Raw genomic sequence first — 13092 nt, 5'->3', positions numbered from 1 at the left:
TCTCAAATAAAAGTACTCTGCGACGACAGGATCTTGCCAAGATGATACCGTATCGAATTGGGAGAAACGCCAATCTGCGAGATTTTTTTCAACAATTTCGTGAGTTCTGCAGACGAAATTCGCCTTAAAGCTCAGGCAGCGTTGAAGCCTGCAGATGGAAAAACAGTGAACACAATTCGAACAGACCTTTTCTCCATTTTGATCTGGTGATACTCAATGACGACCGCGATTCCCCTTGATCCCGCATTAGAACGGCCCAGCTGGAGAGAATCCGCTGTGGTGATGATTGGATTGTCAGTTTTATTTCTCGTCATTTATAACGCGACGAATTATTTCACATCCATCCGAACCGAGGTTCCCTCCTTCTACTTTTCCTGGGAACGGCATATTCCATTCGTCTCTTATATGATCGTGCCTTATATGTCGGTCGATCTGTTTTTTGTCGCGGCTCCCTTTATCTGTACGGAGCGTCGTGAGCTGACCATTCTGACAAAACGCATTGCGCTGGCGATTCTTGTTGCCGGGATCTTTTTTATTCTGTTTCCTCTCAAACTGGCGGTAGAGCGTCCCATCGCTGCCGGCTGGACGGGCGCCATCTACAACTGGTTCAGCGGCATGGATCTTCCCTATAATCTCTGCCCCTCGTTACACATTGCGTTAAGAACCATCCTGGCCGATTTATATGGCCGGCATACACGCGGGCTGACGAATTTTGCATCGCACTTCTGGTTCAGTCTGATTGGTTTTTCCACTTTATTACTTTATCAACATCATCTGATTGATATCGTGGGAGGCTTTATTCTGGCCACATTTTGCTTTTATCTCGTTCGCGATACACCATTGAAACTACCCGTGCAAAGCAACTACCGGGTTGGCCTGTATTATGGCATCGGAACGGGGCTGCTCTGTCTCCTCGGCTATGTGACTTATCCGTGGGGAGTGCTTCTGATCTGGCCGGCTGTCGCGACTGGATTAGTCTGTGCCGGCTATTTCTATTGGGGCCCGGGTGTGTTCCGAAAATCAGCCGGGCAGATTCCGTTAACCACGCGAATCATTCTTGGGCCAGTCTTGTGGGGACAATATCTCTCTTGGGTCTATTATCGCCGTCAGTGCCAACCCTGGGATGCCGTTAATGAGTCGGTCTGGATCGGACGTCGTTTAACAGACCAGGAAGCCGAGCAGGCAACAGCCCAGGGGGTGATGGCAGTGGTTGACTTGAGTATCGCGTTTTCGGAAGCAGCCGCGTTTCGAAACGTGGCTTATCATCATGTACCGGTTCTCGATTTGACGGCTCCTTCTATTGATCAACTCGAGAAAACAATTGATTTTATCCGTAAACATGCGGAGAATGGGCTGGTCTACATTCATTGTAAAATTGGCTACTCTCGCAGTGCCGCAGTCGTGGGGGCTTACTTACTGGCTGAAAATCTCGTTGAATCACCCGAAGCCGCCATTCAGTACCTCAGGACCATTCGACCCTCGATTGTGATTCGTCCCGAAGCAGAACAAGCCATCTTCGAATATGACTCACACCGTAAAAAGTGAGAGTTTCTGGTAAAACGGCCTTTATTATATTTAATATTCTGATATTATATATAATATGTCTTTTGTAATTCCCTATAAGTTGAGCGATGATAAATGGCCGCAGTCGTCTCCAAAGAATTAATGCACGGTTCCCGCAGACAGACCCTCGTACAGCAGGTGCTGGTGAAGTTCTTTCAGGGAGAATATCAGCCTAACCAGCGGATGACAGTGCAAGCTCTGGCAAAAGAGTGGAATGTGAGTGCCACGCCCGTCCGTGAAGCGCTCGTCGAGTTGGAAGGGATCGGCATTGTCGAAATCTTTCCCAATCGGGGGGCCGTCCTGCGGAACTTCGGCGCCAAGGAATTAAGCGAAATCTGTCAGGTCCGGCGGATCCTGGAAGGTGAAGCGACCCGGTGTGCCTGTGGTCATATCACGCCCAACGAGTTATCCCGGCTCGAGAAGATTTTCAGCGAACTTTCGACGGCAGAACGAACCGTAGAGTGGTCGGAAACAACACAGGAATGGGACGACTACCTTCACGAGCTCATTTATCGCACGTGTGGCAGCGATCGTCTTTCGCATGAAATCAATCGTTATCGTGCTTTGTATCGTACGTTAAGACAGGTTCGGCACAGTAAACGCCAGAATGTGAAAGACTACGAGCATATGGAAGAAAACGCAGAGCACCTGTGCATCGTCCAGGCTCTGGCAGCCGGTGATGCGGAGGAAGCAGCTGGAGCGATGAACGACCATTTACTCCAGGCCGCCATAGTGCTGGAACGCGACCTGTTTCAGCAGGAAAATTCATAAGCCGCATATTTTTAATCGGTTGACTTCTACGAAGCGCAGCAGAATCAGTTGAGGAAAAATCCCGTAATGCGAAGTTTGATCACCCGAGCCAGTCTGGCCTGCCTGTTGGTTGCCAGTCTTAGCCTATTATTGCCGGCAGCCGGAAAAATACCTGATCCGAAAACCAGTGTCGATTTCGAAACACAGATTGCCCCCCTGATTGTCGAACATTGTATTCGTTGTCACAAACCAGGCAACGAAAAAGGGGAGCTCTCTCTGGACTCGCTGCAATCACTCAAAGAGAACGGCTTTCTCACGCCGGGCAAACCCGCTGAAAGTTATCTGCTGGAAGTAATTCACGTTGATCCGGAGACGGGTAAAGCCGAAATGCCCAAAGGTGCGAAGCCGCTCTCCACGGATGAAGTCGCTCTCTTTACTCGCTGGATCAAACAGGGCGCTAATTGGCCTGCAAAATTAAAATTGCAGGAGAAATCCAAAGCCGACTTAACCTGGTGGTCACTCCAGCCTTTAGCACAGAACAATCCACCCGCTACACCAGACGTGCCTGAAGCATGGCAGAAACATCCCATTGATCGATTCATCGCCGCAAAGTTAAAAGAAAAAAATCTGCAGCCGTCACCGCGTGCCTCGAAACGGACTTTGATTCGCCGCGCCACGTACAATCTGACGGGCCTGCCTCCCACTCCCGCAGAAGTCGCCGCCTTTGAAAACGATGCTTCACCCGATGCCTACGAAAAACTGATCGACCGACTGTTAGCATCTCCCCGCTATGGCGAACAGTGGGGCCGCCACTGGCTGGATGTCGTCCGCTTCGGCGAGAGTAACGGCTTCGAGCGGAATGTGATCATCGACAATGCCTGGCCGTTCCGCGATTACGTGATTAAGTCGTTCAATGATGACAAACCATTCGACCGGATGGTCATCGAACATCTGGCCGGCGATGTGGTTGGCAAAGGCGATCCGAACGTTGAAGTCGGCACTACGTTTCTCGTCTGTGGCCCTTACGATAATGTCGGCAATCAGGACCCGGTTCAAAAGGCTCAGATCCGCGCGAATACGATTGACGACATGGTTCGCACCACGGGCGAAGCCTTTCTCGGCCTGACCGTTGGTTGCAGCCGTTGTCACAATCATAAATTTGATCCCGTGATGCAACAGGATTATTACAGTCTGTATGCGACTTTCTCAGGCGTCTTTCATGGAAGTCGTGTGATTGCTTCAAAAGAAGCACAAGCGAAACGCAATGCCCAACTCAAACCACTCAATGCACGCAAAACCGAACTGGCAAAAGAAAAATCAAAAATCGAGGGAGCAATTCAGGCCCGTGCAGAAAAGAAAGCCGCCGATTACGAAAAGCCTTGGGTGCGCGAACCGGTGAAGCGAACGGGAGTGGAAGATACGTTCGAACCAGTCAACGCGAAATTTGTGCGAATGACCTCACAGGGACTCGATACAAGCCCCTGGGCGAAAACCGGTTATCGGGTCGATGAGTTTGAAGTCTGGACCACTGGCGAGTCTCCTCGCAACGTCGCACTTGCGGCTAATGGAGGCACAGCGAAAGGCGCCAACAGTCGGACCGCTGGCGACTTTGCCGGTGCCTATGATGTGAGCCTCACCATCGATGGCAAAATTGGTGCCTGCTGGATCGCGGGCAGCCCGGAACTGACAATTGAATTCGCCCAGCCGGAAACGATCAATAAAATCGTCTTCTCCAGCGATCGCTCGGGCGCCGCGATGAGTAACTACAAAGCCACATTCCTCTCAGAATACAAACTCGAAGTTTCCACTGATGGCAAGGTCTGGCATCAAGTCGCCTCGTCCCAGGATCGCAAACCGGTCAATTCCCGACACCGCCGCAAACGGTTCTTTATTCTGGAAGCGACCCCCGACGAAAATAAACGGCTCAGTCAAATCAATGCAGACATCGCCAAAACCGACCGCGAACTGGCCGCCATTCCCCCGCTGCCTTCCTGGTGGGTCGGCAATCACAAGCAAGTCAATGGCCCGTTTCACATTTTTGTCGGCGGGAATCCACAGCGGAAAGGGGACACCGTCGTTCCTGCGAGCATGTCGACGCTCAGCAATGTCACCAAAGGCTATGAACTGAAGCCCGACGCGCCACAGGGAGAACGCCGTCTGGCGTTAGCCCGCTGGCTGGTGGCGAAAGAGAATCCGCTTACGCCGCGCGTGCTCGCCAATCGACTCTGGCACTATCATTTCGGCACCGGCATTGTTTCCACGCCCAGCGACTTCGGATACATGGGCACGCGTCCCACGCATCCCGAACTCTTAGACTGGCTGGCGGTCCAGATTCAGGAGAATGGCTGGCGGCTCAAAGACATTCAGAAACAGATTATGCTGTCGGAAACCTATCAGCAGGCGAGTACCTTCCGCAAAGAAGCCGCTCGCATCGATTCCGATTCGCGTTACCTCTGGCGCTTCCCGCCGCGTCGTCTGACGGGAGAAGAAATTCGCGATACGCTACTCTCTGTATCTGGCAAGCTCGATCTCAAAATGGGTGGCCCCGGTTTTCGTCTGTATGAATATCTGCAGGACAACGTCGCCACCTATGTGCCCCGCGAAACGTTCGGGCCAGATACGTATCGTCGTGCCGTCTATCATCAGAATGCCCGCGCGGCCCGCATCGATTTGCTGACCGATTTCGATTGCCCCGATAACGCATTCGCCGCCTCCAAACGCAACGCAACGACCACGCCGCTCCAGGCACTCACATTAATGAACCATCAATTTACGCTGGATCTTTCCCGGTTCCTCGCAGAACGTCTGCAGCAGGAAGCGGGCACCGATAATGTCGATCAGCAGATCGATCGAGCTTTTCATCTGTTATACGCCCGACCTCCCGTCGCACAGGAACAGCAGGCGTCGCGCGCGTTGATCGCCGCGAATGGACTGCCCGCGTTTTGCCGTGCGATGATTAATTCCAACGAACTGATTTACCTTGATTGAAGTGGTGAACCCGCATGTTAAATCCATTTGATCCCAATTCGACCCGGCGTCTGCTACAGCAGGTGCACTCTAGGCGCTCGTTCTTTTCCAATGTCTATACGGGAATGGCGGGTCTCGGCCTGACGAATCTGTTACTCAACGACCTTTCCGCCGCGTCCAAGTCAAGCAGTTCAAAGCAGAACAAAGACTGGCAACCGGGCGTGAACGAAACGCATTTTCCCGCCAAAGCCAAACGGGTGCTGCAGATCTTCTGCCCGGGTGCCGCCTCGCACATGGATCTCTGGGAACACAAACCGAGCCTGGAGAAATATCACGGCAAGCCGTTGCCCGGCGAGGAAAACTTCCTCAGCTTTCAAGGCAAAAACGGCAACCTGATGAAAAGCCCGTGGGCCTTCAAGCCGGCGGGCGAGAGCGGCAAGATGAGTTCCACCATGCTGCCTTATATGTCACAGCACATCGATGATATCGCCTTTCTGCACGGCATGACCACTAAAACCAACACCCACGGCCCCGGCTGTGTCTTCATGAACACAGGCCACGATACCGAAGGACATCCGAGTGCGGGTGCCTGGCTTGGCTATGCATTGGGCAGCGAAAATGAAAACCTGCCGGCGTATATCGCGATTCCCGATATTCGCGGCGAACCCCCGAACGGCAAAGCCAACTGGAGCAACGGCTATCTACCCGCGCAACATCAGGCGATCGTCATGAACGCACAGTCCCCCATTCGCAATTTGAAAGTTCCCCAAGGGATCTCTCCGAAAGAAGAACAGGCGACGCGCGACTTTTTGAAGTTCCTTGATCAACGACACGCCGCACAGCGGCCCGGAAATTCCGATCTGCAGGCGCGGATTGAAGCCTACGAACTGGCCGCCCGCATGCAGCTCTCGGCACCGGAAGTTTCAAATCTTGCATCGGAACCGAAGACGATCCACGAACAGTATGGCACGAACGACCCGAACAAACTGAAAGCCGCGTATGCCCGCAACTGTCTACTCGCGCGGCGGTTTCTGGAACGGGGCGTGCGCTATCTGAATTTGTATTGTTCGTCGCGGGCCTCGGGCGTGGACGGACTGCTCAACTGGGACGCGCATAAAACGCTCAAAGCCGACTACGAACGGCACTGTCCTATTTTCGATCAGCCGACGGCTGCTTTGCTCACCGATTTGAAGCAACGTGGTTTACTGGATGAAACGCTGATCCTGTGGACGACTGAGTTCGGTCGAATGCCCACGCATCAGGCGGGCACTCTGGGCCGCGATCATAATCCAGATGGATTCACCTGTTGGATGATGGGAGCCGGCATCAAAGGGGGGACGAGCTACGGGGCCACCGATGAATTTGGCCGCCGTGCCGAGTTGAATCCAACAACCGTCTGGGATTTCTACGCGACCGCCCTGCACCTGCTCGGCTTCCAGCACGATAAATTGACCTATTATAATAATGGTCTGGATCGCCGTTTGACGGACGTACATGGCAATTTGATTAAAGAAATCCTGGCTTAATGCTGATGAAGTCTTAAATATCCTCAGATCCACACATTGAATGGGGATATCCGTGGCATATTTTAGTAAGAGAGCCCGTTGAACCATTGACGCATTTGGCGTGTCTCTCTAAACTGTGCCTCTGATTATGTTGCGGGGCGTAGCTCAGCTTGGCTAGAGCGCTGCGTTTGGGACGCAGAGGTCGCACGTTCGAATCGTGTCGCCCCGACTTTTAACCCTTTATTGGGTATGGGTTTACGGAAATAGCCCGAACAATCCAGCACGACAAAAAATCGCGAAGCCCTCGCGATTTTTTTACGTACCTACCGTAACACAGATAGGTAAGATTTCTCTGGTTTTGAACCAGCAAGGCCGGACAAGCCGGGCCGTGGCGCACGGGAAACGAGAATTGACAGGAACGCAGATCTTGTCAGGAAATTCTTACTTCCACGAAAGTCACGAAAACACACGAAAAGAATTATGTGGATGGCCAGAATTTCGTCCTGAATCGAACGCGTGCCTTGTTCGTTTCCTGTTCTCCATTTTTAGAAATCATTCCAGACTGATCATGCTTTAGCAACCTGTTGGTCGAGTTCGCACTCCTGTCACGAAACCATTTATTGGATCGAATAGAAACCCTCAAGAGTGCTCATCTTTCGTGACTTTTCATAATTTTGAAAATCTATCAATACTCTTAAATTCAGAAAATATGATCAGCTGACAGTTCATTTTGCAATTACACAATAGTGCCTGTTCTAAGGTCCTTAAAAGAATTTCGTAATACGGTCTACAGAGAAACCAGACTGCGGATCGTGTGATACGAAGTTCAAACTATTGCACTAGTGGCTTGCAATGAAAGCACTCTTGCTGAAGCACATCGAAGCTGTATCATTTTGTTCAATGAGGGGGAGAGTCATGAATACTAGACGATATTTTGAGTTTATTTTGTTTCCAAATCTGTTTGCAATCTTAGTTCTATTTTTGAGCCCCCAACTCTTTGCTGAAGAGGATTTCATACTCGATGATCTTCCTGATCATGTAACGGCAACTATCGAAGCTCGTGATCAATGGTTTGCCACGTTGCCACAAGGGAATAAATCAGGATTCGAGTACTTTGTTGATGACCTACAGAAATGGTCACCAGGCCATACTGTGCGGGTCGCATTTTTAGGAGGTAATAGTACCTTACATAAAGAAATCGCAGATGCCACGAAACAGATTACCGATGCTTGCAATATAAAACTGGATTTTGGTTTTAATCCTGCCACAGGCCAATATCGTACCTGGTCTACCTCGGATACCTCTTATGCTGCTGAAATTCGAGTATCGTTCGATCAAAAAGGATATTTTTCGCTAGTAGGCCGTGATAGTATCAATCCATCGATAGGTGCAGCTGGAAGACCGGTAGGAGGGCGTCCTAACCAACGTAGTTTAAATCTCGGAGGGTTTCATATTGCTCGTCCTGCCAGTTGGATTAAAACAACAAGACATGAATTTCTTCATGCACTCTCATTTAACCACGAACATCAAAGCCCTATTGGGGGCTGTGACTCTCAATTTCGATGGGAGAATGACCCTGGGTACCAATTGACTCAAGATAGTAATGGCGTCTATATCACTGATCTGTCAGGAAAACGGCCTGGTATCTATACCTATTTATCCGGCGCGCCCAATCACTGGAGTCGAGCAAAAGTTGACCACAACCTACGACAAGCACAGCCAGGGTCTGGTACAGCAGGGCCCTTTGACAGAGAGTCTATCATGCTCTACCGCTTCCCGAATCTATTTTATGTTTCCATTCCAAATTCATGTGCCCCTGTTGGAAATGGCAGTAATCTCTCCGATGGCGATATTGCTGGACTTCAGACTCTGTATCCTTCAGAGCAAAATCGGATTCTGAGTTTTCAAAATCGTCAAAAGCAACTCTTTGAGACCATGAATAAATCCAGTCAACTCGATTCAAAAATCAAAAAATTCTATTCAGCACCAATCTATTCAGCGCCTAAATGAATTGGATGGTTGCAATAAGATTGACTGCCCAATCATTATTACTTTTATTAATTGAGAATCAGGTGGCTCGGATTCAATTCTGAGCCACCTTTCTCACGATTACTTGAATCTTCCAGCTGTACACTGATATTAGACATCTCCAATCAATTCTCCCCGGTTCCCATCAGTATTCTCACAAAACCGGGCGGAAACCCTTCGCGCTGCCGAACTTTGGATTCATAATGCGGGTCCTGCTGCGTATAATGGTCTGTTTCCCTGATTTTTTCATGCTATCTGTTGTCTGATGTCCCGTGGTGAATTGAATTCGGCTGCTGCTGACGCTGGTGCCGCCAGTGAGAGCTTGCCCGCTGCGCTGTCGGAACTGCCGGCGCTGATTTCTCAAGCGATGGTCGGCGATCAGTTTCGGCTGTCACAACGGCTGCGGTCGATTCAGCAGGCGAAGAAAAACAAAAAGCCCTTCGATAGAAATCTCAAGCGATTGCAGGACGAGTTGGAGAAATCCCTGGCCCGGCGGGAAGAACGGCTCAAGCTGCGGCCGGAAGTCACGTTTGACCAGAGCCTGCCGATTCATGAAGAGCTGGAAACGATCCAGCAGACGATTGAAGAGAATCAGGTCGTCATCGTCTGTGGGGAAACGGGGTCAGGGAAATCGACGCAGCTTCCCAAGCTCTTGCTCTCAATGGGACGCGGCATCAGCGGCATCATTGGTCACACGCAGCCCCGTCGGATTGCCGCCCGCTCAGTTTGTGCCCGCATCTCGGAAGAACTGGGACGCGAACAGGGAACCGCCTGCGGATTCAAAATTCGTTTCACCGATACGACCAACCCCAACACCTATATCAAACTGATGACCGACGGCATCCTGCTGGCCGAGACACAGACCGACCGGTTTCTGAATCAGTACGACACGATCATCATCGATGAAGCTCACGAACGCTCGTTGAACATTGACTTTCTGCTGGGCTACCTCAAACGCCTACTCCCCAAACGCCGGGACCTGCGGGTGATTATCACCTCGGCGACGATCGACGCGGAACGCTTCAGCGAACACTTTTCGACCCGCGAAAAGCTGGCCCCGATCCTGAACGTCTCGGGGCGGACGTATCCGGTCGAGATTCGTTATCGGCCCCTGGATGCAGAGCCGACGGAGAAAACGCAAGGCAAGTCACAGAACAACGGGGCCGACGAGCAGTCGCTGCTGGCGGATGCGGTTAACGAGCTGGCGTCCATTGACGAGGGTGACATTCTGATTTTTGTGCCCACCGAATGGGACATTCGCGAGACCGCCAAACTGCTGCGGGGACGATCCATCATCGACGACGACGGCAGACGGCAGACGGAGATCGTGCCCCTCTACGGACGGCTGTCGACGGCAGAACAGAACAAGGTCTTTCGGCCTTCTTCCTATCGGCGGATTGTGATCGCGACCAATGTGGCCGAGTCATCGATTACCGTGCCCGGCATCCGTTATGTGATTGATACGGGGCTGGCACGCATCAGCCGTTATTCGAGTCGGTCACAGGTTCAGCGTCTACCGATTGAAGCAGTATCGCAGGCCTCCGCCAATCAGCGGGCCGGTCGCTGTGGTCGTGTGGCACCGGGGATCTGTATTCGCCTTTATAGTGAAGCCGACTATAACGGCCGCGATGAATTCACGTCACCGGAAATTTTGCGAACGAATTTGGCGTCGGTCATTCTGCAGACATTGAATATGAAACTGGGGTCCATTGAAGAGTTCCCGTTTATCGATCCACCCAAGCCGGCGGCGATCCGCGACGGTTACAGCACACTGTTTGAGTTAGGTGCGATTGACGAACAGAATCGGCTGACGGACATCGGTCGCAAGATCAGTCGGCTGCCGGTCGACCCGCGCATTGCGCGCATGATTCTGGCGGCACACGATGAAAACTGTCTGCACGAAATTCTGATTATCGCGGCTGCCCTCGAACTGCAGGACCCGCGGGAACGACCAATTGACAAACAGCAGGCCGCCGACGAAGCCCACGAACAGTTTCGCGACGAAGATTCTGACTTCCTCAGCTTCCTCAAACTATGGGACTTCTATCATAAGTTGAAAGAAGATCTCTCACACAGCCGCCTGCGGAAGGCGTGCGTGCAGAACTTTCTGTCGTACAATCGACTGCGGGAATGGGCCGACATCTTTCGGCAACTGCGACAACTGGTGGAAGAGACGGGGCTGAAGCCGCACCCGCGGAAAGACGATTCAGCGGCCATCCACCGCGCGCTGCTGCCGGGCTTGCTCTCGAACATTGCCATGCGGTCGGACACGAATGAATATACGGGGTCGGGGCAACAGAAGTATTTTATCTGGCCCGGTTCGGGAATTTTCGAAAAGAAGCCGAAGTGGGTTATCTCGGCGGAGTTGATTGAAACGAGCAAACGCTACGCACGCACGGTTGCGAAGATATCGCCGAACTGGATCGAGCCAGCGGCTCCACACCTGGTGAAAAAAAGCTGGAGCGATCCCCGCTGGAGCGGTGATGCGGGCTCGGCGATGGCGACGGAAAAGGTCACGCTGTTCGGTTTGACGATTGTCCCTCGCCGCCCCGTGCATTATGGCAAGATCGATCCCGAACAATCGCGAACACTGATGCTGCAGTATGGACTTGTGGAAGGGGACATCAATCTTAAGATCGATTTCCTGTCGCACAATCAGAAATTCCTCAGTGATCTCGAACAGCAGCAGGCCCGTTCGCGGCGCTACGATTTGATACCGTCACAGGAACTGCAGTTTGCATTTTACGATCAGCGGATTCCCGAAGACGTCTACGATGCGGTGAGCCTGAAGAAGTGGTGGAAAGTCGCCAGCCGCAAAACACCGACGCTGCTCAATATGCGACTCGAAGACTTCTTCGAAACGCAGGCGGAAGACGTTGACGAAAGCGAATTCCCAAACGCGATCAATTTAGGCAAGATGCAGTTCCCGCTCGAATATCATCTGGAACCGGGTGCAGAAGAAGACGGCGTGACGGTTTCGATCCCACAGGAGAGCTTGAATCAGCTTTCCCCCCAACGGCTGGGCTGGCTGGTGCCGGGCCTTTTGGAAGAAAAAGTGGCAGCGATGATCAAGTCGCTGCCCAAGTCGGTACGGCGGATGCTGGTGCCGGCACCGGAAACGGCACGGCAGGTCGTCAGCAAGCTGGAGTTCGGCAAGGGATCATTTGAAGAAACGGTCGCCGAGATGCTGTCGCAGATTTCGGGCGAGCGGATCACCGCAGATCAGTTTGAGATTCAACGGCTGCCGCAACATTTGCAGATGAATATTCGCGTGCTCGATCAGGAGGGAGAGGCGATCGCCGTGAATCGGAACCTGACACAGTTGCGACAGGAGTACGGTTCCAAAGCCGCCGACAGTTTTTCGGCACTTTCGAACGATCACTGGAGTCAAACGGGACTAACCGACTGGACGTTCGGCGAATTTCCGACCGAGGTCCAGATACAGCACGATCAGCTCTCGCTCACCGGGTTTCCGAGTCTGCTGGATGAAGGCACAACGGTCGCGCTCTGTCTGCGCGACGCGCCCGAACGGGCCGCATATGAAACACGGTTTGGTTTAAGGCGGCTGTTTATTCTGTCGGAACATCGTCGTTTAAAAACACAAATTGACAATTTGCCCGGATTGAACCGGATGTCGTTGTACGTGACGGCCATTGGTGGAATCAATTTGCGGGAGCAACTCATCGAACTCTTGGCCGAACGGACGCTGTTTGGTCAAAAGGAACGGTTGCCTCGGAATGAAACGCAGTATCGTCTACTGGTAAAAGAGTGGCGAAATCAGATTCCGGTCGCCGCCCAGGATTTGGCGAGTCTCCTGCCGGATTTGTTCGAGCAGTATCACAAGATCAAGGTGACACTGGATAAAACTAAAGTGCCTGCCTGGAGTGAGCCGCTGCATGACATGCGGACGCAGTTAAACGCGATGATCAACGCCCGGTTTCTGGTGAGCACGCCTTACCCCTGGTTGCAGCAGTTCCCGCGGTACCTGCAGGGGATTGAGCTGCGGTTGAGCAAACTTGGTGGCACCGGGTTGAAAAAAGACATCAGCAATATCCGTGGTATCTCACGGTATTTCGAACTCTATTCCCAGCGGGCCCGTCAGCATTACGAACGGGAAATTATTGATCCACAGTTGATCAAGTTCCGCTGGATGCTGGAAGAGTATCGTGTGTCTCTGTTTGCTCAGAAACTGGGGACGGCTTTGAAAGTTTCTCCGAAAATTCTGGATCAGCAGTGGGCGGTAGTGCGGGACTGATATGTCACGGCCGGGCCAACGGTG

Annotated in this window: 6 protein-coding genes and 1 tRNA gene; all 7 read left to right on the top strand. The window is 52.1% G+C overall.

Annotation, left to right across the window (positions count from 1 at the left end; genetic code table 11):
- The first annotated feature begins 216 nt into the window (after positions 1-216).
- The 7 genes from Enr17x_RS26030 to hrpA all read left to right on the top strand — a co-directional run bounded on the left by Enr17x_RS26030 (position 217) and on the right by hrpA (position 13068).
- A complete protein-coding gene (locus tag Enr17x_RS26030) occupies positions 217-1545 on the top strand; it encodes a phosphatase PAP2/dual specificity phosphatase family protein (RefSeq protein WP_145312839.1) in 1329 nt (442 codons plus the stop codon).
- Between the two features lie 93 nt (positions 1546-1638).
- Complete coding sequence (locus Enr17x_RS26025) at positions 1639-2334, top strand: GntR family transcriptional regulator (protein WP_145312837.1); 696 nt, start codon at positions 1639-1641, stop codon at positions 2332-2334.
- Positions 2335-2400: 66 nt separating this feature from the next.
- Positions 2401-5301 carry a DUF1553 domain-containing protein gene (locus tag Enr17x_RS26020; RefSeq protein ID WP_145312835.1) on the top strand — a complete coding sequence of 967 codons (2901 nt, stop codon included), beginning with the start codon at positions 2401-2403 and terminating at the stop codon, positions 5299-5301.
- A gap of 14 nt (positions 5302-5315) precedes the next feature.
- The gene (locus tag Enr17x_RS26015; protein ID WP_145312833.1) at positions 5316-6806 is read left to right on the top strand and encodes a DUF1501 domain-containing protein; all 1491 of its coding nucleotides are present in this window, start codon (positions 5316-5318) and stop codon (positions 6804-6806) included.
- A 133-nt stretch (positions 6807-6939) separates the two neighbouring features.
- Positions 6940-7014: transfer RNA gene (locus Enr17x_RS26010), tRNA-Pro, on the top strand.
- Between the two features lie 686 nt (positions 7015-7700).
- The gene (locus Enr17x_RS26005) at positions 7701-8795 is read left to right on the top strand and encodes a zinc metalloprotease (protein WP_145312831.1); all 1095 of its coding nucleotides are present in this window, start codon (positions 7701-7703) and stop codon (positions 8793-8795) included.
- A gap of 283 nt (positions 8796-9078) precedes the next feature.
- Positions 9079-13068, top strand: a complete 3990-nt coding sequence (gene hrpA, locus Enr17x_RS26000; protein ID WP_145312829.1) for an ATP-dependent RNA helicase HrpA — start codon at positions 9079-9081, stop codon at positions 13066-13068.
- Positions 13069-13092: the final 24 nt, after the last annotated feature.

Origin of the sequence: Gimesia fumaroli, from assembly GCF_007754425.1 — a bacterium.
Lineage (GTDB): Bacteria > Planctomycetota > Planctomycetia > Planctomycetales > Planctomycetaceae > Gimesia > Gimesia fumaroli.
The sequence above is the reverse complement of the archived record's forward strand: the minus strand, read 5'-3'. Positions and strand labels throughout refer to the sequence as shown.

Coding starts and splice junctions, on each gene's coding strand:
- Enr17x_RS26020 (WP_145312835.1), top strand. CDS start 2,401: ATGCGAAGTTTGATCACCCGAGCCAGTCTGGCCTGCCTGTTGGTTGCC.
- hrpA (WP_145312829.1), top strand. CDS start 9,079: ATGTCCCGTGGTGAATTGAATTCGGCTGCTGCTGACGCTGGTGCCGCC.
- Enr17x_RS26015 (WP_145312833.1), top strand. CDS start 5,316: ATGTTAAATCCATTTGATCCCAATTCGACCCGGCGTCTGCTACAGCAG.
- Enr17x_RS26030 (WP_145312839.1), top strand. CDS start 217: ATGACGACCGCGATTCCCCTTGATCCCGCATTAGAACGGCCCAGCTGG.
- Enr17x_RS26025 (WP_145312837.1), top strand. CDS start 1,639: ATGGCCGCAGTCGTCTCCAAAGAATTAATGCACGGTTCCCGCAGACAG.
- Enr17x_RS26005 (WP_145312831.1), top strand. CDS start 7,701: ATGAATACTAGACGATATTTTGAGTTTATTTTGTTTCCAAATCTGTTT.